This window comes from Streptosporangium sp. NPDC049078, assembly GCF_040648855.1.
GTDB lineage: Bacteria > Actinomycetota > Actinomycetes > Streptosporangiales > Streptosporangiaceae > Streptosporangium.
In genome coordinates, this window is the sequence record NZ_JBEZEL010000013.1 from 96150 (window position 1) to 122115 (window position 25966).

The window sequence follows — 25966 nt, forward strand, 5'->3', positions numbered from 1 at the left end:
AGGCTCGGCCCACTTGATCATCAGGGCTCTTTTCCCGCCCGTACCCCGGCCCGCGTGTTAACGGGACGGAAGCCGGGGTAGGGCGGGCCGTGCGCCCGTCACCGCGCGCCTCCACCCGTGGGAGGTCCGATCCGCGCCGGTGGCCGGTTCGTGTCCGGGGCGTGGCCTTACCGGCCCGGCATGAGAGGAGAGCACGGTGGCCGAAGAGTCGGATCTGATCCTCGACCTGGTGTGGCAGGAGTTCCACGAGGTCGTGAACATGACATCGGAGGAGCTGAGGGCCTTCCTGCTCGCGTCGGCCTCGGCCTCACAGGACGCGGCCGCCGTGAGCCCCGAGGCGGCCATGCCGCCGCTCGGGCGTCAGGTGCTCCAGGTTCTCGGCAAGCGGAAGGCCGACCTGACCACCGACGACATCGAGACGATGCGCAAGGCCGTCGACCGTGTCGAGGACACGCTGGCCGAGGGTACGGTCGACGAGGACGACGACGACCGGCGACGGGCGCTGCTGGAGGTGGGCCACAACCCGCTCAGACCGTCACGACTGGGAGGCTGACGCATCGGCAGGAAGCCGGAGGCTGACAGGGCGGCAGGAAGCCGGAGGCTGACAAAGTAACAGGAAGCCTCCGAACCCTCCCCGATCGAAATGGAGACGCCGTGAACGCGCCGACGACCGCCAGGGTGGAGCTGTTCGCCCATCCGGCACTCTTCTACCGGGGCTTCCGGCAGTATCTGGACGGTACGGTGCCCTTCGTCCGCGAGGGCGTCGAGGCCGGAGAGCCGGTCGCGGTCGCCGTGCCGGGACAGAACCTGAAACTCATCCGGGCGGAGCTGGGCGAGGCGGCCGACAAGGTGCACTTCCTCGACATGGAGGAGGTCGGCCGTAACCCCGGGCGCATCATCCCCGCCGTCCTGTGGGCCTTCGCCGACCTCCACCCAGGCCGCCGGGTCCGCATCGTCGGCGAACCGGTCTGGCCGGACCGGCCGCGGACGGAGCACGACGCGTGCCTGTTGCACGAGGCGCTGATCAACCTCGCCTTCTCGGGGCGGGACGCCGTCATCCTGTGCCCGTACGACCTGGACGGGCTGGACGCCGAGATCATCGAGCTCGCCGAGGCGGCCCATCCCGTTCTCGTGGACGGCTCGGGGCCGCGTACCAGCACCGGTTACGCGCCGGAACGCGTCATCCGCAAGTGCGGCGGGCCGTTGCCGGAACCGGAGGACGCCGACGTTCTCCCCTTCGGCGGCGAGGACCTGTGGCGGGTGCGCGCCTTCGCCGTCCGGTACGCCGAGCGGGCGGGCCTGTCGGGGGTGCGCCTGGAGGATCTGCGGCTGATCGCCAGTGAGCTGGCCGCCAACAGCATCGAACACGGGGGCGGCTCCGGGATCCTGCGGATCTGGACGGAAGACCGCCGGATCGTCCTCGACGTCAGCGACGCGGGCCACATCGTCGACCCCCTCGCGGGACGCCGCCCGGCCGACTCCCGGCAGCAGGGCTCGCGGGGACTGCTCGTGACCAACCTCCTCGGAGACCTGGTCCGCGTGCACACAGGGGAGGGCGGGACCACCGTCCGCGTCTGTTTCGACAACCCGTGAGCCGGTGTCCGCGCCTGTTACGACGTCCCCTGAATCGGCGTCCGCGCCTGTTCCGGCATGCCTCGAACCGGTGTCCGCGCGTGTTCGGCATTCCGGAACCGCCGTCCGCGAGCAGTCGCCTCCCTGGAACCGGCCGAAACCGGCCTCGCGCGGTCCCGTCGTCCGTCGCTCCCGTGAACGTTCAGTGGCCGCCGAACCAGCCGGGGACGTCGAGGCGGAAGACCTCATCCGGGGTCACGGCGCGCAGGTCGGACTCCAGGGCACGCAGCCGGTCCTCGCCGATGGTCCTCGCCCAGCTCGCGCGCAGGTCCTCGAAGATACGCGCCGACCGGACGAGGCTGTCGACGCCCCGCTCGGTGAGCCGTACGATCTTGCGGCGGGCGTCGCCGGGGTCGGAGCCGCGCTCGACGTAACCCAGCTGCTCCAGGGTGTCGACCGTCTTGCCCGCCGCCTGCTTGGAGACGCCGAGCCGCCGGCCGAGTTCCACCGCCGTGGTGCCCTCGGGGCCGATCGCCTGCAGAACGAAGCCGTGCATCGGTCGCATGTCGGGATGCCCCTGGCGGGCGAGCTCCGCGTGGAGTTCGTCGATGAGCACCCGGAAGCCGAGAAAGAGCCGGAGCGGGAGCTCGAAGCCAGGAGGGTCGGCCGCCACGTTCGCCTCCTGGCCTCGACGTTTCGACAATGGTGTTGTCGAGCTTAGGGACTGCCGCCGTACCTTGTCATCCTCGGCGGCGCGCCGTGGCGGAGGATGGGGACGACCGGCCTGTCTGTCTCGGTGGTGCGGCGGGACTCCCGCGGCCCTGCCGATCCGCGGCCTTGCCCATCTGCGGCCCCGCTCGTTTGCGGCGCGCTCATCCAAGCCTGCTCATCCACAGCCCTGCTCATCTGCGGCCCTGCTCATCCGCAGCGCGCTCACCTGCGGTGCGGCGGGAGGGCTTTCACGGTGCGCGTCCGTCGGGGCGGCGCCGGTCCTGGAGCCACTTGTCGGTCTGGCGGGTCGCGTTGGGCGCGCTGGGAGTGCCGGGAGAGCGTCGGGTGGCACGGGTCTCGGTCACGGTGAAGTCGGACACCACGTGCCGGTTGTGCATCAGGAAGCCGACGACGCCCGCGATCGCCTGCACGCTGTCGCTCGCGCGGGCACGTCCCGTCAGGAGGTAGACCAGCGGGGTGGACGGCTGGTCGAGGGCGAAATGACGATCGTGATGATGCGCGTCCTGGAGCGTTTTGATCGGGAGCGGCCGTGAGGTGGTGAACCACGCGGCGACCTCCCAGAAGGGGTGCGAGGTGTCGGGATCGATGGACTCCTCGTAGCAGGTCGTGCAACCCCGGCGAGCGTCCTGCCCGTGGGGGCACGCCCAGGCGGCGAGGTCATGCGGCATGCTGCGCTCGGACATGAGCCGACCGTACCTTCCCGTACCGAGAGACCGACGCTTCCACGGTTCCCACGCGCCGGGACACCATGTTCTCACCGGCGTTTTCACCGGTTCTCGGTGAGGATCATCACTTCTTCTCCACCGCCGGAAACGGCCGAAGACGCCGCACCGTCCCCACGGGCAGGGCTTCGCACGCAACATCGTGGAACATCCCGGCCGCCTCCGCCGACCGGTACGGAACCGGCGGCTCCACCGGCCGCCGGCTCGATCCGCTGCCCGTCTTCGGCGGACCTCCTGACGGCAGGAGTACCTCAGGGCTACGGAATAGCTGAGTATTTCGCTGTTTCCGCAGCTCATCGGGGGGAAAGAATGATCTTGGCGGCGTTTCGCCGGCTCCGGGTCGGGCAGCGGATCGCTCTGGGTATCGAACGGGGGACGCATGGCGCGTGAGTTCGACGCGTCCGCTCACTACGGGCGGCGCATCGCCGACGTCCACGACGACGGCATCGCGGTGAAGGATCAACTCCCCGGCAGGGCTCCGGCGCTGCCCGCCGTGCGGGGCCCGATCACCTCCATGCTCTTCGAGCGGCTGGTACGACCACCGCACCGCTTCGGTCTCCTCTCGCTCCCACTCCTGTCGTTCCCCGCCCGGTTCGCGGGCCCCGTCCTCATGGACGAGGACGTGCAGCTGGCGCTCTTCGTCTGTTACGAGCTGCACTACCGGGGCTTCGCGGGGGTGGACGACCGGTGGGAGTGGAGCCCTTCCCTTCTGGAGGTGCGGGAGATCCTGGAGGCGCGATTCGAGGAGGGACTGGCGCGGGCGATACCGTACCCACCCGCCTCGCGGCCCGAGCAGACCCGCCAGGCCCTCGCCGAACTCGTGGGTACGGCCGTCGACGGGCCCGACCTCGCCGGGTTCCTCCAGGGGCAGGCCGACCTGGAGCAGTTCCGCGAGTTCGTCGCGCACCGGTCGATCCACCACCTCAGGGAGGCCGGCCCGCACACCTGGGCGATCCCTGGGCTGGACGGCCGCCCCAAGGCGGCGCTGCCGGCGATCCAGGCGGACGAGTACGGCGGGGGGAGCGCGGGGCGGACGCGCTCGGAGCTGTTTCGGGCCACCATGCGCGGGCTGGGCCTGGACGACTCCTACGGCGCCTACCTCGACCGGGTTCCGGCGATCACGCTGGCGATCTCCAACACCATGTCACTGTTCGGTCTGCACCGACGTCATCTCGGGGCGCTGCTCGGTCACCTGGCGGTGTTCGAGACGATCTCCTCGATCTCCAACCGTCGCTACTCCACGGGACTGGGCAGGCTGGGCGGCGACGAGGCGACGAGGCGTTTCTACGACGAGCACGCACGCGCCGACGCCGTCCGCGAGCAGGCCGCCGCGCACGACATGTGCGGCGAGTTCGTGACGCGGCACCCCACCCGGGTCGGTGACGTCCTGTACGGAGCGGCCTGCGCCCTCACTCTGGACCGGCTCTTCGCCGAGCACGTCATGAGCCGCTGGCGTCGCGGCGCCTCGTCGCTGCGAGAGGGGGATGCGGCGGCGAAGTTGTGAGCGCTCCTGTCGCGAGAGGCGGCCACGGCGCCGAGGTCGTGACCACTCCCGCCGTGAGAGGTGGGTGCCGCGCCGAGGACGTGAGAGCTCCTGTCGCGAGAGGCGGGCGCGGCACCGAGGTCGTGACCGCCCCTGCTCAGTCGCCCGAGCCGCGCATGGCCTGGCGGATCACGTCGCGGGTCCGGTCCACGATCGCGAGAGGCGGCCCGAACAGCAGGTTCATCATCATCGACTCCGTACCGGGATGCGGATGGGTCGGTGCCAGAGCCTCGGCCGCCTTCACCCCGGCCGCCATGGCCCGGCGCTCGGCCACGCTCGTGCGGGCGCGCAGCTGGGCGAACTCGTGGCTCTCCTCGGCGTGGGCGTGGGCGAGCACCGCCGCACGCAACACCTGGAGACGCGCGGAGAACTCGGGGTGCCCGGGACCCAGCTCCTCCAGGTCGACGAGTAACTGCTTCGCCTCCCTCTCCTCCGCGAGGCGCGCGTCGACCACCTCGCCCCCGTCCTCGATCTTGAGACGCGCGTAGGGGTGCACGATCTCCTCTTCTGCGGTCTCGTGCACGGCGAGCATCCGTACGAGACGCTGGAAGGCATCGGCCCGCCGCGCCCCGGTGGGGGCCTCCTCGACCTCGTCGAACAGATTTCTGATCATCGCGTGCTGGCGCACCAGCAGGTCCACGACATCGTTCTCGCTCATCGGCTCGGGCATGGTCCGGCGGTCGTTCATGGGTCCCCCTTCGACTACCAGGTCGATTACCCGCACCCGGGCACCGAAACCCGGGGGACCGGCACCGCGAAGGCGGCGGCACGCGCAGGCGTACGCGAGGAACCTCGCCCCGCCACCCGGCGGGGTGAGCCGCCGTCAGACGGTGATCCACTCGGTGACGACCGTCGCGTCGCCGAGACGGCAGCGGAGGCTGAACGGCCCGGCGGGAACGTCGTCGTAGATGAACCTGCCCAGGTCGTCGGCCGTCAGCGTGACCGGACGACCTCCGAGGACCTCGACCTCAAGGGGACGCGGCGGCATCAGCTGGCCCACCACCCGGCCGCCGACGGCGGTCACGGTGATCTCCAGGTCGACGGTGAGCCCCACGCCCTGGAAGGTGAGCATGCGCGGCTGCCGCTCCCCCCGCACCCGCGAGGATCCGCTCAGGGAGTCGAAGACCAGCTCGGCCAGCTCGGCGTCGAGCGTGCGCAGCGTGTACGCCTCGACCGCGATCTGCAGGAGATGCGAGGGAACGGGGTCGAACAGCTCGATGGCTCGGCGCAGCTCCGCCTCCAGCTCGTCGTCACTCATCGGAAACCCCGTCCGCCCGGGAGGTCCACCCGGAAACCTCGCCTGCCGAGGAGGTCCACTCGGAAGGCACACCTGACAAGGTCCGCCCGGAAGGCACGCCCGAAGAGATTCCCCCGGAAAGCACACCTGGGGAGGTCCACGCGGACATCCCGTCCGCTCGGGAGGTTCACCGGAAACCCCTCCTGCCCAGAAGGACGCGCAGCCGTCGCAGGCAGCGCTGCCTGATCGGCCCGACGCTCCCGACGGCGATGCCGAGTGTCGCCGACACCTCCTGGTAGCTGAACGGCGGAGAGGCCGTGAGCAGCCGCAGCAGCCGCTGGCAGCTCTCACCGAGCTCCTGGAAGGCCTGCCAGGCCGCCCGTGCCCGCTCCCGCTCCCGGGCGGCGTCCTCGGAGTCGATCAGCGCCTGCTCCGGCGTACGGTCGTCGGCGACGCGATCGAACATCTCCCGGTCGTCGCTCGGGGAGACCCGCCGGGCGGCCCTGATCACCTTGACGCACTCGTTGCGCGCCGTGCTGGCCAGCCACGCGCCGACCTTGTCCGGTTCGCGGATCCGGGTGAGATTCTGGGCGAGCCGGAACCAGGTCGTCTGGTAGACCTCCTGCGCGTCCGCGTCCCTCAGTCCGTGGGCGCGCACGACGGACCACACGAGCGGGCTGAGGCCCTCCACCAGGGATTTCCACGCGGCGGCGTCGTCTGAGTCCACCGCGGCGCGGAAGAGGATGCCGATCGAGTCTCGATCCACGGTGACGTCCCCTTGCTTTCTGGACTGTCATCGTACGTCGCAGGACCGATCCGCCCGCACTGGTTTTCAGGACGTGGCCGGGACACTTTGTACGCTCCGTGGCGTCCAGGTGGCGGGGATGAGGGCCGGGGTGGTGATGCCGGACAGCCTGCCGACGGGGATTTCCCGCAGAAGCCTTCCCGCGGCCTCCCGGGAGCCGACCCCCGGGTTCCGCGCCATGTAGTTGGCGATCATGGCGACCACGAGGGGAGCGGAGAAGGAGGTGCCGCTCCACTCCGCCAGGCCGTCGAACTCGACGCGCTCACGGATGGCGTTCGGCGACGACGCCATCTTCTCGGTGAGCTCGCCCCGGTGCGGCGGAAACTGGCAGGTGCAGTCGTACAGTCGGCCGTACCTGCACGCGGGGAAGGTGGAGTGCTGGTAGTCGTACGCCGCGGGAGTGGGGTCCACCGCGGTGAAGGCGCTCACCAGACGCTCACCGGGCGCGTACGTCGTCACCCACGGCCCGTGGTTGCTGAAGCAGGCGCGGTCCGCGCCGTCCTTCCGCAGGGCGCCCACCGACACGACGGCACCCGCGTAGTCGGGGTGGTCGGCGTAGGCGGCGGGCCAGAACCTCACGTCGTTGCCGTTGTTGCCCGCGGCCGCCACGAGCAGCGTCTCGGGGTGGCCCATCAGCGCGTCCATGAAGCGTTCGAGCCCGAGGAGCGCTTCCGCGCCGGTGCTCGGCGTCCCCGCCGACAGGTTGACGATGTCGGGCCACCTCCCCTCGGGCAGCATCCCCCCGAGCAGCTTGTCACCCAGCTCCTTCTCGCTGATCGCGCCCGCGTTGACGAGCGTCGCGTGCACCGTGACGTCGGTGTTGGGCGCGACGGCGCTGATCAGCCCGGCGATGAAGGTGCCGTGCCCGACGTACTGCTTGAGGATGCCCTCGTCGTCGAGCTCGATCTCCTTGCCCTCGCCCACGACGCGGTGCATCCAGGGGTGCGAGCGGTAGTTCTCCACCAGCCCGGTGTCGACCACCAGGACCGACACCGGCGCGCCCTCCTCGCCGGCGAGTTCGGCCACCGCCGGGTTGGGCGACTCGCACCGGGAGATCGGCACCGGCTCGTCGCCGGGGCAGCAGTTCACCGCGATGGAGACGATGTGGTTCCTGGACACCATGCGGCGCCTGTTCTCGCGCTCCAGGTCCTCGACGGCCCTCAGCGCGTCCGACACGTCCCGGTCGGCGAAGCGCTCCCTCCTGTCGGGCTCCCCGACCCGGATCCTGAGCACGCCGCCGGGACTCTCCTCCCGCTCCACCCGCACGCCCGCGTCCCGGTCGCCGCGATCCCTGGCGAACGCTCTCCTCACCGTCGAGGCGACCTCGTCGGCGTCCTCCACGCGGGCGAGGACGTAGCCCTTCTCGTAGAGGAACATGGGCTGTGACCCCTCGAAACCCGCCGCGAGCACCACCTCTCCCATGGCGTCCTGGATCTGGTCGAACTGTTCCTGGAACCTGTCTGGTGCCATACTCGCCATCCTGTTTCGCAGATGTCCTGACGTCGCCATGGGTTAAGAGCCACCGGATGCCTCACTGATACACCTTCCGAGCGATCCGCTCGATACGAACCGGGGGAGTCACCCGGCACGGACGAGCGAATTGCCCGGTAAGGAGAGGGGAGTCCGGAGCTGGACGGGAGGTGTTCTCGGGGAGGGCTCCGCGGCATGGACGCCCTGAACACACCACGTCTAACATCGATCCGTGACCGGGGGAAGCTCGCGGATCCCGCGGCCCGCGGGAGACCCTCTCGATCTGCTGCCCCTGGTGTTCGCCCGCCCGGCGGACGCGCTGGCCGGAGCGCGGGCCGTGCTCTCCGACTCCCCCTCCCCGCACGACGCCTCCGTCGCCCACCAGGTGATCGGCATCTGGCAACGCGACTTCGGCGACCTCACGGCGGCGATCGGCCACCTGAGGAAGGCCCGCGCCCTCGCCGCCAGGTCGGGCTCCGCCAACCGGGAGGCGGACGTGCTCGCCACCCTGGGAGCCGCCCTTATCCACGCGGGCCGCACCCGGCAGGGGCTGGCGGCGCTGGAGACGGCCGTCGAGAGGGGCAGCGGGATCACCGGCGCCCGCGTACTTTTTCGCCGGGGCTACGTCTGGTGGGTGCTCGGCGGGCACCGCGAGGCGCTCGACGACCTGCGCAGGGCCATTCCCGCCCTGCGCAGGGCACAGGACACGATCTGGACCGCGCGGGCGCTCACGCTCAGGGCGACCGTCCACCTCGCGATGGGATCCGTCGAGCGGGCCGAGGCCGACTTCGTCGCCGCCGAGCGGCTGTGGGAGACCACCGACCAGGAGCACGACAAGGCCGACGCGGTGGAGAGCCGGGGGCTGGCGGCGTTCAGGTCCGGCGACCTGCCGGCGGCGCTGCGCCTCTTCGACGAGGCCGCGCGCCGCTACGAGGCCCTCGGCACGCCGATGTTCGTCCTGCACATCCGCCGGTGCGGGGTGCTGCTGGCGGCGGGGCTCGCCCGCGAGGCGCTGGAGGAGGCCGACACCGCCACCGAAGAGCTGAACCGGATGGGAGGTCAGACGACCCGCAGCGCCGAACTCCTGCTCATCGCCGCGCGGGCCGCGATCGCGGCGGGCGAGCCGCACGCGGCGATCGCCCGCGCGAGCACGGCCATCCGGCTGTTCTCCAGCCAGCGCCGCGACTGGTGGCAGGCCCACGCCAGGCTCGTGCTCGTCCAGGCCAGGTTCGCGGCGGGAAAGGTCTCCGGCCGCTCGGTGCGCGACGCCGCCGAGGTCGCCCTGCGGCTGGCGGAGCTGCGTTCCCCCGAGGCGGTCCAGGCCTCGCTGCTCGCCGGACGCACCGCCCTCGCCCTCGGCTGGGAGGCCGACGCCGAACGGCACCTCGCCGCCGCCGCCAGGACCAGGGCGCGCGGCCCCGCCTTCGCCCGCGTGGACGGCTGGGTGGCCCAGGCGCTCAGAGCCGCCGCGGCGGGACGTACGCGCGGCGTGCTGGACGCCTGCCGCCGAGGGCTCGACCTGCTGGACGAGCACAGGATGACCCTGGGCGCCTCGGAGCTGCGGGCGCGGGCGACCGCGCAGGGGGCCGAGCTGGCCGTACTCGCGCAGCGGGCCACCCTCGCGCGGGGCGGCCCCCGCCGTTTCCTCGACTGGAGCGAACGCTGGCGCGCCACCGTGCTCGCGGTCCCGCCCACCCGTCCCCCCGACGATCCCGAGCTGCTGCGCGACGTGACGGCCTTCCGGGAGATCAGCAGCCGGATCGACACGGCGAGGCCGGGTGGCGTGCCGGCCCCCGCGCTGGAACGCGAACAGCGGAGGCTGGAGAAGGAGATCCGCGCCCGGACGCTCCGCACCCGCAGCGCGGGCGGCTTCGACGGGCACCGCTTCGACGCGGGCCCGCTGCTCGACGGGCTCGGCGACGGATGGCTGATCGAGATCGTCGCCGTCGACGGCGAGCTGCACGTCCTGCTCTGCGGCCGGGGCCGGGTGCGCAGGTTCGCCGCGGGACGGCTCGCCGACGCGGCGATCGACGCCGACCACGCCCGCGCCGGTCTCAGACGGATCGCGTACGGGGGCTCGGAGGACAGGCTGCCCGTCCTCGAAGCGGGCGGACGCCGCCTCCAGGAGTCGCTGCTCGGTCCCGCCGTACGCCACCTCGGGGACGGCCCCGTGGTCGTCGTACCGCCGGGCAGGCTGCACGGCGTCCCCTGGGCGCTGCTGCCGGCGCTGGGCGAGCGGGTGCTGAGCGTCTCGCCCTCCGCGAGCGCCTGGCTCCGCGCCCGGCGGATCGAACCGTCGCCGTCCAGGGAGCGGGTCGTGCTGGTGAGGGGGCCGGGGCTCGCGACGGGTGGCGCCGAGGTCCCGCTGCTGGCCGCGCGCTACGGGGAGGCGACCGTGCTGGAGGAGGGCACCGCGCTCGCCCCCGCCGTGCTCGCGGCGCTCGACGGCAGCAGGCTCGCCCACATCGCCGCGCACGGCACCTTCCGCTCCGACAGCCCGATGTTCTCCTCCCTGAGGATGGACGACGGCCCGCTCACCGTGCACGACTTCGAACGGCTGCACAGCGCCCCGTACCGGATCGTCCTGTCCAGCTGCGACTCCGGCAGGCTGCAGCCGGTCGGCGCGAACGAGCTGCTCGGCCTCGCCACGGCGCTGCTGCCGCTGGGCACGGCCGGGATCGTGGCGAGTTCGGTGCCCGTCGACGACGAGGCCGTGGTTCCGCTGATGCTCGCCCTGCACGAGGGGCTGCGGCGTGGCCTGAGCATGGCCGAGGCCCTGCGCGACGCGCGGCTCGCGATGCCCGGCGACGCGCTCAACCGGGCGACCGGCTGGTCCTTCTCCGCCATCGGCGCGGCCTGAAGGCCCCGGCCGGGCGGGCTCCGGCCCCTCACCCGACAGGCGCGCCTCGGCGTCCGGTCGCCCGGTCGGGCTCTCACCGGACAGGTGCGTCTCAGCGCCTGGTTGCCCGGTCGGGCTTTCACCGGACGGGCGCGCCTCGGCGCCCGGTCGGCCGGGTCGCCCGGCGTGGTCGGTCTTCGCGTCAGCCAACGGTGAAGAGCCTTCCCAGGTCGGCGCGGTCGCTGCTGCCGAGCCGCGCGTAGGCGTCGCACAGGTGGTTGGCCACCGTACGGATCGACACGGTGAGCTGCTCGGCGATCTGCCGGTTGGTCAGGCCCGCCGCGGCGAGGCTCACGATCTGCCGCTGGCGTGCGGTCAGCTTCGGCAGCGCGAGGTTGACCAGGGCGGAGCTGCGCGCCCCCTGGCACGTTCCCGCCAGTGCGGCGGCCCGGTTCCTGGAGGACTGTGAGGCGCGCCGGTCGTCGTGGACGAGGGCCGCGTGCGCGAACGCCTCCGCCGCGTACAGTGCCAGGCCGAGATCGGCGAGACCCCGCGCCACCTTGTCCAGCGCCTCCCCGTCGCGCCCGGCGAGCGCGCGGGCGTGCCGGGCCAGCAGGGGGGCGAGGTCTCCCTCGGCGCGGTCGGCGAGGTCTGCGAGCCGGTCGACGACCAGTTCGGGGGTGCCGAGTCGAGCCACGTCGTGCAGGGCGAACATGTCGTCTTCGAGCGGGTCGTCCCCGGCGGCGCGCAGCGCGGACCGCAGGGCACCGTCGAGGTCTCCCTCGGCGGCGAGCGTCCAGGTCAGTGCCCGCTCGGTGGCGAGCCACATACGTGTCCGCACGTCTCCGCCGATGCCCGTCCGCGCGTCTTCACCCATGCGCGTCCGCAGGTCTTCGCTCATGGGCGTCCGTACGTCTCCGTCCATGCTCCTCCGCGCGTCTTCGCTCGTGCGCCTCCGCGCGTCTCCTCGGGGGGCCGGACCGCGCGACAGGGCCTGCCGAGCCGTCGTCAGGTCGCCGATGTAGGCGGAGGCGTGCGCGAGTTCAGCCAGGCAGGCGCGGTGGTGGGGGGAGCGGCGCAGCCCTTCGCGGCTCCAGGCGATGGCCTCGCGGGTCTCCCCGCGCAGCCGGGCGACGCGGGCCCGCCGCGCGCAGAACTCCGGCATCGCGGGCTCGTCCCAGCCGGTGTCGTCCTCGGCCATCCGCTCGCCGGCGCCCCGGGGGATCCCCGTGAGCCTTCCCGAGTACGCGCGTACGACCAGTTCCTCGCACTCGGCCTCCAGCGTCGTGGCCGGGGTGGGGAGGAGCCGTCGCGTGCCGGACGGGTCGCCCGCCCCGCGGCGTTCCGCGGCGGCTCGGAGCACCGGGCCGTGCAGCGGATGGACGAGCCGTATCGAGAGCCGGTCGTCCATGGTGACCAGCCCTCTCGCCCGTAGGCGTTCGAGGACGCCGCAGGTCACCCCGGCGCCGGGTGTGACGAGTTTCAGCGGCCTGCCCGATGCGATGAGCTCAAGCACCTCCCGTTCGTCCCCGCCGACGTCGCGGATGGTCTCCTCCACCAACTCCCTGGCGCGCGCCGTCATCGGAGGAACTCCGCGCCAGGTCCACGTGCCAGACACGTGGCTCAGATCCCCTCCGGCGTGGACGGCGACGACCAGCTCGCGCAGAAGTCGCAGGTCGCCACGGCTCGCCCGGTGCAGGCGCCTGACGGTGAGGGCGTCCACGTAGCCGCCCACCGCACGGGAGAGCAGTTCCCCGCACTCGCTCTCCGTCAGGGGGGCGAGTGTCGTGCGCGGAAGGAGGCCCTCCTCCCAGAGCCGGGAGACGTCCCGCGGTACGGGTTCCCCCTCCCTGACCGTGACGAGCAGGCGGGTACGCCCCCTGAGCGCGAGGCGGAGAACGAGCGCGGCCGAGGATTCGTCGAGGAGGTGGGCGTCGTCCACGACGAGCACACGCACCCCGTCCAGCGCCTCGACGGGGTCCGGCGGGCAGAGAAGTCCCGCGAGACGCGGGGAGGGTTTCGTGAGGTGCGGCGCCGCCCCATGGGAGGCGGAGAACTCCGTGAGACGCGAGGGGTGGGAAAGGAGAGACGCGAAGGCGGCGAGCGGGGTGTTCCGGGTGTCGTGCGTTCCGGTGATCCGTACGTGGACAGGAGCGCGAACGGAGGCGTGGGCGTGAACAGGAGGGTGGACGGGGGCGGCCACAGTGTCGCTCACGGGGGTGCTCACAGGGTTGCTCACGGGGTTGCTCACGGGGTTGCTTATAGGGGCGGTCACAGCCTCGGGGACGGCCTCGGCGGTGAGACGGCTCCTGCCGCTCCCCGCCGCGCCGGTCACGACGACGCCCCGGCGGCCGGCCGCCAGGTTTCGCCGTACGAGATCGAGTTCCTCAGTCCTGGCCGTGAACGGCCAGGGGGACCGTGGGTTTCTCACAGCTGTATGAGCCGGGTTCCCCGTCCGTGATACACGTCGAATTGAGTACCCCCTACTCATGCGCGTCAGGGGTTCCGTCTCCAGTCTCGTGGCATGTGGACACGGTTTCCTTGATCTCCTCCTCACGTCCGGGGGCCGGGGCCTCCACGCCACGGGAACGCCGATGAGAGCGGGCGCCGGCGAGCGCGTCCGGCACTGCTCGCTTCCCGCGTACCCCGCCCACGCGCCGCCGGAAGGACTCCACGGGAGGCGACGCGCGGCCCTGCTCTCGGGGCGGCGGGCGTGGCTGAACGGTACGGTCCTGCACTACTGCTTCCTGGACGGCGGACGCGACGGCGGACGCGACGGCGGACAAGGCGGCAGACACGACGGCGGGCATTCCGACGGGTATTCCGGCGGCGAGCGGGGGGACGACGGGCAGCGTGACGCCGTGCGCCGGGGTTTCCAGGAGTGGAAGGACCTCGGCATCGGGTTGGAGTTCGCCGAGGTCGCCGACCGTAGCGAGGCGGAGCTGCGGATCGGGTTCCGGTGGGACGCCGGATCGTGGTCGGCCGTGGGACGCGAGGCGCTCCGCGTCGGCACCGCCTCCCGTACGACGAACTTCGGCTGGGACCTCACCGGGGCGTCGGGCCGGGGCACCGTGCTGCACCAGATCGGCCACGTCATCGGCATGGTCCACGAGCACCAGAGCCCGTACTCGGGCATCCTCTGGGACGAGGAGGCCGTCTACGAGGACTTCGCGGGACCGCCGAACCTCTGGCCCAGGTCGCGGACGTTCCACAACGTCATCCGCAGGCTCGACGAGAGCGAGGCGAACGGCCCGGTGTGGGATCCGCTGTCCGTGATGGGATACCGGTTCGGCCCGGGGCTCATCCTGGAGCCGCCGTGCTACCGGGCGGGGGTCGCGCCACCGGGCACCGTCTCCGCGCTCGACGCCGCGTTCGCCCGCCGCTGGTATCCGCCCCCGGGCGCCGAGCCGCCGCCCGAACTGCCGCCGTTCCGCTCCGCCCCGCTCGGCGCCGGGGCGGGGGAACAGCGAGACTTCACGATCATCCCCCGCGCGACCCGTGACTACGCCGTCGGTGTCTTCGGCGAGTGCGACACGGTGCTGGTGCTGTTCGAGGAGGTCGGCGGCGACCTGCGCTACCTGGTGGGTGACGACGACGGAGGCCGTCCGCGCAACGCGTCCCTGCGCGTCCACCTGCGCAGGGACCGTCGCTACGTCCTTCGCGTCCGCGTCCACTCCTGCTGGGGTCCCGGCCAGGCGGCCGTCATGTGCTGGTGAGCGCCGGACGCGGAGAGGGCCGGAGTCGCGCGTGCGCGGTCAGCCGTGCTCCATGACACCCTGCCCCCGTGGACCGGTGTCGCAGGAGTCGTGCGTGTGCGGTCAGCCGCTCACCGTCGCCGCCTCCGGGGAGTCGGCGCTCGGGGCGAGCCAGATCGAGCGCCAGTCGCTCAGCTCGTGGAAGCGGCGCAGCTCGGCGAGGCCGCTGAGCCAGCCCATCCACCCGGCGTACGGGGGTTTCCTCTCGTTGAAGCTGCTCTGCATGAAGGTGAGGCGCGTCGCGCCGCCCGAGCCCTCCAGCTCCCAGGTGACGAGACCGAGACCCGGCCACTCCAGGGTGAGATTGCGGCCCGGCTCCAGCTCGGCGATCTTCGCGGGCTGTCCGTCGGCCTCGAAGCCGCCCATCGCGAACCGCCCGCCGACGTACGGCTCGATGTCGATCCTGTAGCCGAACCACGTGCTGAACTTCTCCGAGTCGACGAGCGAGTCGAACACCGCTTCCGGCGAGTCGTCGATGACGAGCCGCTCCCGCATGACGGGGGAGGTGAAGTCGGTCTTCGGCGTGAGCTCGCGCCCCTCCAGGTGGTCGACCAGGTTCGCGATCGACAGGCACCAGAACGTCTGCACCATCCCCAGGACGCCGCTTTCCGCCAGCGCGGTCTCCCGGTCGAAGTGGGTCTGCGTCAGCGAGACGACGGTCGACTCCGCGCTCTCCTCCTCCAGGGTGATCTCGACGGTCGTCTCCTCGCCGCCGAGCAGCCAGGAGAAGCGCAGCGTGTGGTCGTCGACGTGCAGCGGGCGCTGGTGGGGCGCGTCTCCTTCGGGGGTGTGGCGTCCCCAGAACTCGTACCGGTGCGGCAGCTCGACCTCGGCGTGCTCGGCCAGCCAGACGCGCAGCTCGCCCGGGTCGGTCAGGGCGTGGTGGACTTCCTTGAGCGGTGCGGCCACCCGCGCGCTCAGCTTCATCGGATCACTCACGGGGTTCTCCCTTGGGGTAGCAGGCGACGGCGAGCTTGAAGGCGTCCCCCTCGGCGCCGCCGTAACGGGTGAAAAGGTCTTGCAGCGTCGTCTGGAGCTCGTTCAGGAACTCCTGACGCCGCTCGGGAAGCACGCGGATCTCGCCGGACACGCCGACGGACGGCAGCTCGGGCGCGGTCCTGTCGAGCGCGCCGATGTCGGCCTGGACCTCCTCCATGAGGTCCAGCAGGTAGCCCAGACCCAGCTCGTTCCCGGTCGGGCGCAGGCCGATCCGGCCGACGAGCCGGGGGGAGAGCCAGTAGGAGCGGGCGCTCGCCTGGTAGACGCCCTCGTGGATGCCGCGCACCCTGCGCTCGCTCACCTGGGTCACCAGACCCGCCTCGACCAGGCGTTTGACGTGGTAGTAGACCCGCTGCGGGGTCTGGTCGAGCAGGGCCGCGACCTCGGTGCACGAGCGTGGCTCGGCGAGCTGCCGCAGCACCTCGATGCGCTGCGGCTTGAGCAGGGCCTCGGCCTGCTCGATCTGTTCCAGGTACAGGACGTCTCTCATTGCAAAATCAACCTTGTACATAAAATTATATTTTGTCAATGACCGGCGCCGGAAGGTTCGGCGCGGCCTACTCCACCCCGTGCCGAACCGGTCAGGCGGTCAGTCGGTGCGGGATCACCCGTCTCCCGAGGGCGCTCGCATCGCCCCCAGAAGGGTGGCAAGGGTCACGCGGGCGAATCCGATCCGGGCGTCGCTCGCCCCGTACGGCAACCAGAGGGCATCCGCGTGCAGCAGACCGCCGCAGGAGTACACGACGTTGGGCACGTACCCCTCGCGCTCGGCGTCGCCGGGGGTGAGGAGCGTGCCGGGGAGCTCGGCGATGACGCGGTGCGGCTCGTCCAGGTCGAGCAGCATCGCGCCGATGGCGTAGCGCCGCATCGGGCCGACGCCGTGGGTCAGGACGAGCCAGCCGGACCCGGTCTCCAGGGGAGATCCGCAGTTGCCGACCTGGATCAGCTCCCAGCCGCTGCGCGGGGAGTGGAGCGGCACCGGCCGCCGCCACCTGCTGTCCTCGCCGAGGGAGGTGAGGCCGATGGTCTCGCCGTCGGAGCGGCACAGCGCCAGGCGACGCCCGCCCACCTGACGCGGGAACAGCGCCATCCCCTTGTTGACGGCGGCGGGCCCGCGCAGCGGGGTGACCTCGAAGGTACGCAGGTCGTCGCTGGCGAGCAGGTGCGAGCGGATGTGCCGCCCGTCGTAGGCGGTGTAGGTGGCGCGGTACGAAGGCGTGCCGTCCTCGCCGATGATCCTCACGAAACGGGCGTCCTCCATTCCGTTGCTCTCGGCCGCGCCGGCGGGCCAGAGCACCCGCCGCTCAAGGGGGACGTCGGCGGGGAAGGTCACGGCGTAGTCGGAGGCGGTCGCCCGGCGCAGATCCTCCACGGTGCCGTACGTGGTGGTGCGGGTGAGCAGGTCGGTGGGGAGCCGGGTGACCGCCTGCTCGAAGTCGTCGTCGTCGAAGCTCTCCGGCAGCGAGCCCAGCACGGTGGCGGAGACCTCGTTGTCGCGGTCCTCGTCGGCGAGCGCCGCGGCCAGCAGGTCGCGCCGGTGGGGGACACCGTGCCGGGGCCCTGTGGTGAGCGGTCCCGAGCGATCGGCGATGACGAGCTCGTCGCCGGGGCCGAGCACCGCCGTGGCGAAGCCGATGGACGACAGGTGGCCCTCGCCGATCTGCCGAGTGCTGATCACCACGCGCAGCTGTCCGGGGCTCAGGCCGGACTGGTCGGGGTGGGCGACCATCGAGGGGTTGCACAGCGCGGCGCCCTCCACCGCGTACTCGTGGCTGAAGTAGGCGCCGACCAGGAGGCGGGCCGCGGGGGGCAGGTCGAGGCGGCTCGGAACCCGGAAGTGGACCAGGTCGTAGTGGTGCAGGAAGGTCGTCGCGAGATCACGGTGCCGGTCGCCGAACCTTCGCAGTGTCTCCTCCAGCAGCGCGGCGGTCTCGTCGTGGCCGAGGAGCGCGATGCGGTCGATCAGGGCGGAGGTCCGGCTGCGCGTCAGGGCGGCGTCCTCGCCGGGCACGAACAGCTTGATGATCACTCTTCGCGGGTCGGGGGCGAGGGTCTGGTCGAGCCTGGTGGCCAGGTCCTGGATGGTCATGGCACCTCGTCTATCGGGTGGAAGGCCGGGCCGTGGCGCCCTTCGGGAGGTGCGGACGGGGAGGGCTGTCCTTGGAGGAGCGCGGCCGGGGCGCGTGTCCTCAGGGAAGCTCACTCCGTTCGCGCACCAGGCGTTCGGCGTGCTGCAGGGTGGAGATGAGCGCGATGGTCGACTCCGCGCCCTGGTTCAGGTTGGGGCCGTCCATGGTCAGGCCGTCGTACCCCCCTCCGGTCGCGATGTCCCACATGATCGTCTCTTGGTCGTTGGCGCCCTGGAACCACGCCGAGGCCTGCCGCACGCCCGCCTGCCAGGAGGGGGCGCCGGTGACGGCGCCCGCCGTGGCGCAGGCGTCGGCGAGCGCGGCGACCTCGATCGGCTGCTGGTCGTAGCGGTCCCGAGGCGCGAGCCGCCGCCAGCCCGTGACGGCTACGACAGACAGCCGCCCGTCCCCGGTCTGGATGTCGCGTAGCCAGGCCAGCATCCGCAGGCCGTCGGCGAGCATCGAGCCGTCGCCGCCGAGGTGGCCCGCCGCGATGAGCACCTCGGCGAGGGCGGCGTTGGCGTACGTCAACATTGGCTGCGGCCACGGCCAGTCGGGATCGGCCGAGGGAGCCCCGATCGCGAGGGCGGCGTCCGCGAGCAGGGCCGCGGCCGGGGCGTGGTCCGGCAGGACGCGCAGGACCTCCGCCGCGCCGAGCCCGGCGAACGCCATGGCGCGCGGGTGCGGGGACCGCCTGGCGGTGCCGGCGGTGAAGGACGTCAGGGCCTCGTCGCGGATCCACGGGGCGGGGTTGCGGGCCGCCGCGGTGCCCAGGCCCCACAGCGCCCGCCCCCACCAGTCGCCGAGGCCGGGTTCGTCGGTCCAGCGCCGGTCGTGGGAGAGGCGGTTGTGGAACGCGCCGGAGTCGTCCTGCGCGTGCGTGAGGAAGGCCAGGTAGCACTCCGCGAGCCGCCGTACCCGGAGGGTCGGCGCCGGTTCACGGCTGGTCACGACGAGCCCGCGGGCGACGTCGTCGGTGCAGTAGCCGTGCTGGCGGCGGACGACGGCGTGCCTGGCGTGTTCGAACAGGCCGGTGTCGTCGCTCAACCGCGCCAGGTGCCTGAAGCCGGGCAGGGCGGGGGCGTTCACGAGGGGGATGGGGGTTGTGGAGGTCACGGAAGGGCCGCCGCCACGGCTGCCGGGCGTCCGGCGAGGAGGCCCCGGGCGAGTTCCTCGTAGCGCGCCGCGACGGCGGGCCACAGCAGGGTCGGGACCAGGGTGTGGGTACGGTTGCTGAGATCCTCGGCCAGGCCGGGCTCGGTGAGGATGCGGCGTACGGCCGCGGCGAGCGCCCCGGGGTTCTCGTGGGGTACGAGCAGGCCGGGCCCGTCGGTGAGTAGTTCCACGGCGTGCGGGAAGGACGTGGCGACGACCGGGACCCCGGCCGCCACCGCCTCGATCAGGACGCCTGAGGTGACCTGCTCGTGCGAGTCGTACGGCAGCACGACCACGTCGGCCGAGCGGATCAGCCGGATCAGCGAGGCCTGGTCGCGGTAGACGGGGTCGTACCGCACGGAGGCGGACACGCCGAGCCGCGTCCCCATCCGCTGCAGCCGGGCGCGGTAGGCCTCCCCGTGGTGTTCGAGCACCTTGGGGTGGGTCCTGCCCGCGATCGTGTAGGTCGGCGAGGGAGAGAGGTCCCCCAGCAGGGCGAGCGCCCGCAACGCCCACTCGATGCCCTTGCTGGGGCCGATCAGCCCCCAGGTGAGCAGGTGGGGTCGCGGGCGGCGCTGGGCGGGGACGCGCATGTGGTCGGCGGCACCGTGCGGGATGACGGACACCTTGGCCGAGTCGACGTGGTAGCCGGCGAGCAGCCGGTCGCGGGCGGTGCCGGTCATGGTGACCACCGTGCCGGCGGCGTCCACGATCTGTTCGAGCAGCCGCCGCTGCCGGGGGGTCGGCCGGGTCAGCACGGTGTGCAGGACCACGATGCTGGGCACCGTGAGATGCCGCAGCAGCGGCAGGATGTCCTGTCCGTCCGTGCCGGGGTAGATGCCGTACTCGTGCTGGACCACCGCGACGTCGAACCGCTCCAGGGCGGAGGTGGCCGCCTTCCAGCTCTCGTGCCCGCCGGGTGCCCAGGTGTGCACGACCCCGGGTACGGGGCGTTTGTCGTCGACGTCCGTGGTGACGCGGATGATCCCGCCGGAGGTACCGCCCTCGGTGAGGTGGGCGGCCAGAGCGGAGTTGAAGGTGGCCAGCCCGCACTGTGTGGGCGGGTGGGTGCTGAGAAATCCGTATGTACAGGCCAACTGCCAAGCCTTCCGGTCATCGGCCGCTCCGGCTCACGGATGCGGACCTCACGCGGTGAAGACGTCCATCGGCCAGCGTGGTGACGGATGGAGTTGAAGCCTGGCGCCGGGGGCCGTCCTCGTCGGGGCCCGGCTGCCGCGACCCCGCGACAGATCGCGGGGGCTACGTCACCCTGACAGTATCAGGGGCTTACGCTCGGTCCACTATGTGGCGGTAGATGGGTAAACAATTGGCCACCATTCTGTCCACGCCGAATCTGCGTTCGGCCTGGGCGCGACACCCCGCCCGGTCGATCGCGCCGACGCGCGAAATCGCGGAGACTCCGGGCCGCCTCCAACGGATGGGCCGCTTCCGGCCGAGTCGCCTCCGTCGAGGTCACCTCGGTCTGGGCCACCTTCGCAGGTCACCGGATGCGGCGCTGACCCGTTTCCAATCCTCCCGCGACCTCACCGATTCACCCCTCTACCGGACTGATATGGACAGATCCAGGCAAAAACCACGCTGCTGAAATTCACCAGCATGGTGTGGGGTGTCCGCCCGGCCGTTTCTGTGACCTTGAGCCTGATCACCGACCCGTCTCGCATCCAGCCCATCAGTTCGTCCTCGGTGGGCTCGGGGCCGTGCAGGCGCAGCATCAGGTCGTGGGGCTGCCCGAAGATTCGCAGGTGCAGCTCGCACGTAGGTTCGGTATCCGCCATGTTTCGCCGTCCAGACGTCCATATGGAGTAGACCCGGCGGAGTTGTCGGCGTCCTCTTGAGCGTACTCCTCGCGCCGGAAGCCGCCCGCCCAAGCCTCGCCCCTCACCCTCTGAACCAGAACAAGCCCCGCCCTTCGCCTCTGAACCAGGACAAGAGCGTCAGTAGGGCAGGTCGACTCCCGGCGCATTGCATTTATGTACGCGTTCCCGCGATCGAGAGATAAACCCCGGAATCGGCTTTCGTGCGCCACCGTGACTTATCCGTGTCATGACAGGCCGATCGCCATCCAATTCGGTGCGATTCACACGCCAGGGAAATGGTGCGCGCCGTTGTCGTGCGGGCGCGTGCCGCCCGGCCGGATCCGCCTCGGACGTGACGGTCGCGGGCGTGACCGGAAATACCCGTGCGCGTACGCGTCCGGGGCCTGAGCGCTCCGCGGCCCGCGCCATCCGGGCCTGATCCTGGCACGCGTCCGGGGTGTGAGCTGCCCGTACGGCGACGTCCCCGACATCCGTGCCCGCATGCTTTGAAATGCCTTGCCCTGATCACCGACTCAGTGACGGAAAATGCATGATAAATGGCTTGTTCTGCCCTGTCATTGAGCGGCCAATGAGCGTTGAATTGTTGATTCTCGTGGAAATTTTCCGCCAATCGCGGTCTCATGTTCCAGCCAGTTCTTTCGGGATCATTTCTGGGAAGAGGAGAGTCATATGGCCAATTCGCGAAGAATCACGGCACTCGCGGCCGCGCTCGCGACGGCGGTCAGCCTCGGAGCCGTCGGCGCGCAGGCGTCGGCGGCGGTCGCGCGCCCCTCGACAGTGGCCGCACAGCCCGCTGCGGAGGTCGCCGCTCCGCCGCAGGGGCTCCGGATCACCCGCTTCCTCGGCGAGCAGCGCCTGCCGCACAAGATGCGCTTCCGCGGAACCACCGTCGGCGGCCTTTCCGGTCTCGACCGTGACCCGCGCACCGGCACCTGGTACTTCGTCTCCGACGACCGGGGGCGCTACAACCCGGCGCGCTTCTACACCGGCCGTCTTGACATCCACCCGGTCACCGGAGCGTTCACCCGGGTGAACCTCACCGGGGTCACCACCCTGCGGCGCCCCGGCGGGAGCCCCTACCCGGCCGCCGGCCGGCCCAGGTCCGCCGATCCCGAGGCGATCCGTTACGACCGGTGGAGCCGCAGGCTGCTGTGGGCCAACGAGGGCGACCGGCCCGACGCGGAGAATCCCAACATCCCGGTGACCGACATGTCCGTCCGCTGGAGCGGCGCCGACGGCCGCTACCTCGGGGAGCTGGCGATTCCCCGCAACCTGAAGATGACCTCCACCGAGAACGGTCCCCGGCGCGACCTCGGGTTCGAGGGGCTCACCTTCACCGAGCGGGGCATCGCGGCCGTCACGGAGGGGCCGAGGTACGAGGACGGCCCGCTGCCGACCGTCGACAAGGGCGCCACGGCCCGCATCACCGTGTGGGGCCGCGACGGCCGGCCGCGCGGCCAGTACGCCTACCCGATCGACAAGCTCCCGGCGGCACCGGTCCCGGCGAACGGCAGGTCGGACAGCGGGGTCTCGGAGATCCTGGCGATCGACGAGAACCGCTACCTCGCCCTTGAGCGCTCCTGGATCGAGGGTGTCAACTACAAGGCCAAGCTGTACGAGATCGACCTGCGCGGTGCCACGAACGTGCTGACCCGCGACAGCCTGGTCGGTGGACAGCCGTACCGCCCCGTTTCGAAGCGTCTCGTCTCCGACCTCAGCACGGTGCGGCCGCCGGTGCAGAACCTGGAGAGCCTCGCCTGGGGGCCGCGCCTGCGCAACGGCGAGTGCACGCTGGTGATCGGTTCCGACGACAACTTCGACAGCAACGAGGTCACCAAGTTCCTCGCCTTCGCGGCCCGGGGTTGCTGAAAGCGCCACCTTGAAGCCGCCCGGAAAGGGCGGCACTGAAACGGTTCAGCCCGTCGATACCACGTGCGAACGGTGGTGTCGGCGGGCTGAACGCGTGAAACGGCGAGGTGGCCGGGCACGGTTTCGGACTCGGCGCGGATGCCTGTGCCACCCGATACCACTGCCGTGTGGGTGGTGGAAGCCGGGACGGCATTACGTCGGTCCCAAACTTCGAAAAACGCCCGCATCAAACCCCGCGATGATTCGCGGGGATTCACCGGGATTTACAAGATCGCGCTTTCTTGAGCCTGCTGAGCAGGGCATTCTCCGGCTTCGGGGCCTCGGAGCCCGCTGCCTCCCTGTCGCCGTCTCCGGTGACCAAAAATATGTAAATTCTTGGATTCGTCCGTTCTTTCGATACACCCCTTGGCGTAGCTGGGGGTTGTTGGTCATATGTCCGTTTCTTTAGTTTTTGCCGATCCGATCCGTGTCGGGTGCCAGAACCTTGTTCACGTAATGACAAATTTAACGATTTACCTATACGATCGCCGTTCGTGGTTGGAGTGGATCTTTCAGGAACCCGATTGGGCAACGACCTGTTCTTTGTCATGCATGACAACGCGACCGGCCGGATGCGGCTTCATGCCCGCCTGACCGATTTAGGACTGGCCGCAGCCATTCTGGGAGAACTGATGCTCGCCGGACGGATAACCGTGGGACTGGTGGCGGGACAGGTACAACTCGTCGTCCTCGACGAGGCGCCGCCCGGAGACCGGGTCGCCGGGACCGCCCTGGAGCACATCGTCGCCGAACCCTCGCATCGCTTCCGTACCTGGTTGCACTTCCTCGCCCGTACGGCACTCGCCGACGTGGCGGCCCGGATGGTCGACGACGGGCTGCTGCGCCCGCCCGGCAGGCGCCCGTCGCGGAAGCGGGTGCCGGTCGACGTGAACGTCGCGGGATGGCCGGCGGGACGCGTCAACCTCGCGATCCAACGCCGTGAGCCACTCAACGTCCAGGACAGTGTCCTGCTGGGACTGCTCGTCGCGACCGGCGGCAACCGCCTCGTCCTGTGGGAGCAGAACCCCGGCTACCTCTCCGACGCGATCGCCGCCCTCCCGGCGCCGCTCCAGGAACTGATCGCCCAGACCGAGGCTGCCGTAGGTGACGCCGTCATCAGCCGCCGCTGAACCCCCACCCCCCTCACCGCAAGGAATCCCCCCATGTCCGTGACAGAACGCAGGGTGAGCGCCGTTTCCGAGGCGCTCGCCCAGGACCGCCTCGGCGTACCCTCCGTGGTGTTCTTCGTCATCTCGGCGGCGGCGCCGCTGACCGTCATCGGCGGCTCGGTGACCGCCGCCTACGCCGCGACCGGCGTGATCGGCGTCCCGCTCGCCTTCATCCTGCTCGGAGCCATCCTGGGCCTGTTCGCCGTCGGGTACGTGACGATGGCCCGATACGTCGTCAACGCCGGGGCGTTCTACGCGTACACCGCGAAAGGACTCGGCCGGCCGCTGGGAGTGGCGACCGCCTGGGTCGCGCTGCTCGCCTACAACGCGCTCCAGGTCGGCCTCTACGGCATGATCGGCGCGGCGGGCGAACCGCTGATCGCCGACTGGTTCGGCAGCTCCCCGCCCTGGTGGGTCATCGGGCTGGTCGCCTGGGTGCTGACCGGGGTGCTCGGGCTGATGCGGGTCGACGTGAACGGAAAGGTGCTCTCGGTCCTGCTGCTGACGGAGATCGCCATCGTCGTGCTGTTCGACATCGCCGACCTGATCAACCCGGCGGCCTCCGGCTACAGCCTCGACGTCTTCAACCCGGCGAACCTCTTCGTCCCCGGCATCGGAGCGGTGGTCGCGATCTGCATCGCCTCCTTCGCGGGCTTCGAGTCGTCGGTGGTGTTCTCCGAGGAGACCAAGGACCCGAGGCGCACGGTGCCGATCGCCACCTACATCGCGCTCGCCGTCATCTCCGGCCTCTACGCCCTGTCGTCGTGGGCGATGACCGTGCCGGTCGGCTCGGACAAGATCGTCGAGGCCACCCGCGAGCAGAGTTCGAACCTCCTGTTCAACCTGGCCGGGCAGCACCTGGGGGCGACCATCGCCACCCTCGGCGGCCTCCTGTTCGTGACGAGCCTCTTCGCCGCGCTGATCGCCTTCCACAACACGATCTCCCGCTACATCTTCGCCCTCGGCAGGGAGCGGGTCCTGCCCGCGGCCTTCGGCCGCACCTCCCCGCGGACCGGTGCCCCGGTCAACGGCTCGGTGGCGCAGAGCATCATCGGACTGGCCACGATCGTCATCTACGCGTTCTTCGGCCTGGACCCGGTCATCCAGCTGTTCTTCACCGTCGGATCGTTCGGCGGCCTGGGACTGCTCATGATGCTGGCGGCCACCTCGGTCTCGGTATTCGCCTACTTCGCCAGGAATCCCGCCCCGGAGAACGCCTGGCGGACCCGGATCGCCCCGGTCATCTCCTCCGTCCTGCTGTTCGTCGTCATCGTGCTCGTCATGCTCAACTTCGACACCGTGCTCGGCGTGGCCCCCGACTCCCCGCTCCGCTGGATCATGCCCGCCATCTACTTCGTCGCCGCGGGATTCGGCGTCATGTGGGGGCTCGCCCTGCGGTCCAGCAAGCCGAACGTGTACGCCAACATCGGGCTCGGCGCCCAGGCGGCCGTGAAGGGGAACGAATGACCGAGATCATTCGCGTTCCGAACACGCCGGGAGCCGCGGAGACCATCGGCGCGATCATCGCCACCTCCTTCCACGAGCAGGAGATCTCCGCCTGGATGATCCCGTCGGACGACGACCGCCGCCGGGTGATGCCCCCCTTCTTCGCCATGACCAGCGAGAGCGCCCTCGTCCACGGCGAGGTCCTCGCGACGGCCGACATGTCCGCCGTCGCCGTGTGGTTCCACAAGGGGGTCGAGCCGCTCCCGGAGATCCCCGACCGGGCCGCCCGGGTCGAGTCGTTCGCCGGTCCCCACGCCGAGCGCATCGAACTGATGGGGGAGGAGATGGACAAGCGCCACCCCCACGACCCGCACCACTATCTGGCGTTCCTCGCCGTGCTCCCCGGGCATCAAAGGCGGAAGACGGGGACCCGGCTGCTCGAGGAGTACCACCGAGGACTCGACGAGGAGGGGACACCGGCGTACCTGGAGGCGAGCAGCGTCGACAGCCGCAGGCTCTATCTGCGCCACGGCTATCAGGACCTCGGCGACCCGATCTTCATGCCCGGCGGCCCGCCGATGTATCCGATGTGGCGGCCACCGAACCCCTGACCGTGGGACCTCCGCGAGTTTGAAACCGTGAGGGAG

At 71.0% G+C, this 25966-nt stretch carries 22 protein-coding genes; 9 read left to right on the forward strand and 13 right to left on the reverse strand.

What is annotated here, in order from left to right; translation table 11 throughout:
* The first annotated feature begins 196 nt into the window (after window positions 1–196).
* Both AB0B90_RS22965 and AB0B90_RS22970 read left to right on the forward strand, forming a co-directional pair.
* Entirely contained in the window at window positions 197–553 is a 357-nt protein-coding gene (locus AB0B90_RS22965; RefSeq protein ID WP_350945604.1) for a DUF3140 domain-containing protein, read from the forward strand.
* 101 nt (window positions 554–654) lie between these two features.
* A complete protein-coding gene (locus AB0B90_RS22970) occupies window positions 655–1593 on the forward strand; it encodes a sensor histidine kinase (protein WP_350945603.1) in 939 nt (312 codons plus the stop codon).
* Window positions 1594–1774: 181 nt separating this feature from the next.
* Here AB0B90_RS22970 and AB0B90_RS22975 read toward each other — a convergent pair whose 3' ends face one another.
* Both AB0B90_RS22975 and AB0B90_RS22980 read right to left on the reverse strand, forming a co-directional pair.
* Window positions 1775–2245: a MarR family transcriptional regulator gene (locus AB0B90_RS22975; RefSeq protein ID WP_350945602.1), complete on the reverse strand. Its 471-nt coding sequence runs from the start codon at window positions 2243–2245 to the stop codon at window positions 1775–1777.
* Window positions 2246–2531: 286 nt separating this feature from the next.
* Window positions 2532–2987, reverse strand: coding sequence for a hypothetical protein (locus AB0B90_RS22980; protein ID WP_350945601.1), 456 nt, complete (start codon window positions 2985–2987; stop codon window positions 2532–2534).
* Window positions 2988–3405: 418 nt separating this feature from the next.
* Between AB0B90_RS22980 and AB0B90_RS22985 the strand changes: the two genes are divergently transcribed.
* The gene (locus tag AB0B90_RS22985) at window positions 3406–4530 is read left to right on the forward strand and encodes an iron-containing redox enzyme family protein (protein WP_362924606.1); all 1125 of its coding nucleotides are present in this window, start codon (window positions 3406–3408) and stop codon (window positions 4528–4530) included.
* A gap of 136 nt (window positions 4531–4666) precedes the next feature.
* On the opposite strand, the gene AB0B90_RS22990 is transcribed toward AB0B90_RS22985, so the two are convergent.
* From AB0B90_RS22990 to AB0B90_RS23005, 4 genes are all read right to left on the reverse strand, one after another.
* Entirely contained in the window at window positions 4667–5257 is a 591-nt protein-coding gene (locus tag AB0B90_RS22990) for a hemerythrin domain-containing protein (RefSeq protein ID WP_362924608.1), read from the reverse strand.
* Window positions 5258–5392: 135 nt separating this feature from the next.
* Entirely contained in the window at window positions 5393–5827 is a 435-nt protein-coding gene (locus AB0B90_RS22995) for a hypothetical protein (protein WP_350945598.1), read from the reverse strand.
* A gap of 166 nt (window positions 5828–5993) precedes the next feature.
* Window positions 5994–6572 carry a sigma-70 family RNA polymerase sigma factor gene (locus tag AB0B90_RS23000; RefSeq protein WP_350945597.1) on the reverse strand — a complete coding sequence of 193 codons (579 nt, stop codon included), beginning with the start codon at window positions 6570–6572 and terminating at the stop codon, window positions 5994–5996.
* A gap of 66 nt (window positions 6573–6638) precedes the next feature.
* Complete coding sequence (locus AB0B90_RS23005; RefSeq protein WP_362924611.1) at window positions 6639–8081, reverse strand: S8/S53 family peptidase; 1443 nt, start codon at window positions 8079–8081, stop codon at window positions 6639–6641.
* A gap of 232 nt (window positions 8082–8313) precedes the next feature.
* Here AB0B90_RS23005 and AB0B90_RS23010 point away from each other — a divergent pair, with 232 nt between their 5' ends.
* The gene (locus AB0B90_RS23010; RefSeq protein WP_350945595.1) at window positions 8314–10941 is read left to right on the forward strand and encodes a CHAT domain-containing tetratricopeptide repeat protein; all 2628 of its coding nucleotides are present in this window, start codon (window positions 8314–8316) and stop codon (window positions 10939–10941) included.
* Between the two features lie 181 nt (window positions 10942–11122).
* Here AB0B90_RS23010 and AB0B90_RS23015 read toward each other — a convergent pair whose 3' ends face one another.
* Window positions 11123–13351, reverse strand: a complete 2229-nt coding sequence (locus AB0B90_RS23015; protein ID WP_362924613.1) for a LuxR C-terminal-related transcriptional regulator — start codon at window positions 13349–13351, stop codon at window positions 11123–11125.
* A gap of 163 nt (window positions 13352–13514) precedes the next feature.
* On the opposite strand from AB0B90_RS23015, the gene AB0B90_RS23020 reads away from it, so the two are divergent.
* A complete protein-coding gene (locus AB0B90_RS23020; RefSeq protein ID WP_362924615.1) occupies window positions 13515–14636 on the forward strand; it encodes a M12 family metallopeptidase in 1122 nt (373 codons plus the stop codon).
* Between the two features lie 102 nt (window positions 14637–14738).
* Here AB0B90_RS23020 and AB0B90_RS23025 read toward each other — a convergent pair whose 3' ends face one another.
* The 6 genes from AB0B90_RS23025 to AB0B90_RS23050 form a co-directional block, all read right to left on the reverse strand.
* Complete coding sequence (locus AB0B90_RS23025; RefSeq protein ID WP_350945592.1) at window positions 14739–15614, reverse strand: SRPBCC family protein; 876 nt, start codon at window positions 15612–15614, stop codon at window positions 14739–14741.
* The gene (locus AB0B90_RS23030; protein WP_350945591.1) at window positions 15607–16164 is read right to left on the reverse strand and encodes a helix-turn-helix domain-containing protein; all 558 of its coding nucleotides are present in this window, start codon (window positions 16162–16164) and stop codon (window positions 15607–15609) included. The genes AB0B90_RS23025 and AB0B90_RS23030 overlap by 8 nt, the downstream gene beginning before the upstream one ends.
* 114 nt (window positions 16165–16278) lie before the next feature.
* Window positions 16279–17763, reverse strand: coding sequence for a glycoside hydrolase family 130 protein (locus tag AB0B90_RS23035; RefSeq protein WP_350945590.1), 1485 nt, complete (start codon window positions 17761–17763; stop codon window positions 16279–16281).
* Window positions 17764–17863: 100 nt separating this feature from the next.
* Window positions 17864–18892, reverse strand: coding sequence for a glycosyltransferase (locus AB0B90_RS23040; RefSeq protein WP_350945589.1), 1029 nt, complete (start codon window positions 18890–18892; stop codon window positions 17864–17866).
* 23 nt (window positions 18893–18915) lie between these two features.
* Window positions 18916–20055: a glycosyltransferase gene (locus AB0B90_RS23045; protein WP_350945588.1), complete on the reverse strand. Its 1140-nt coding sequence runs from the start codon at window positions 20053–20055 to the stop codon at window positions 18916–18918.
* A 447-nt stretch (window positions 20056–20502) separates the two neighbouring features.
* Window positions 20503–20754, reverse strand: coding sequence for a hypothetical protein (locus AB0B90_RS23050; RefSeq protein WP_362924619.1), 252 nt, complete (start codon window positions 20752–20754; stop codon window positions 20503–20505).
* Between the two features lie 711 nt (window positions 20755–21465).
* On the opposite strand from AB0B90_RS23050, the gene AB0B90_RS23055 reads away from it, so the two are divergent.
* The 4 genes from AB0B90_RS23055 to AB0B90_RS23070 all read left to right on the forward strand — a co-directional run bounded on the left by AB0B90_RS23055 (window position 21466) and on the right by AB0B90_RS23070 (window position 25930).
* Entirely contained in the window at window positions 21466–22665 is a 1200-nt protein-coding gene (locus AB0B90_RS23055) for an esterase-like activity of phytase family protein (RefSeq protein ID WP_362924621.1), read from the forward strand.
* A gap of 542 nt (window positions 22666–23207) precedes the next feature.
* Window positions 23208–23834 (forward strand): GPP34 family phosphoprotein, encoded by a 627-nt coding sequence (locus AB0B90_RS23060; protein WP_362924847.1) that lies wholly within the window; start codon window positions 23208–23210, stop codon window positions 23832–23834.
* Window positions 23835–23867: 33 nt separating this feature from the next.
* On the forward strand, window positions 23868–25340 hold the full coding sequence (locus AB0B90_RS23065) for an APC family permease (protein WP_350945584.1): 1473 nt from the start codon (window positions 23868–23870) through the stop codon (window positions 25338–25340).
* A complete protein-coding gene (locus AB0B90_RS23070) occupies window positions 25337–25930 on the forward strand; it encodes a GNAT family N-acetyltransferase (RefSeq protein WP_350945583.1) in 594 nt (197 codons plus the stop codon). Before AB0B90_RS23065 ends, AB0B90_RS23070 begins: the two co-directional genes overlap by 4 nt.
* The last annotated feature ends 36 nt before the right edge of the window (window positions 25931–25966 follow it).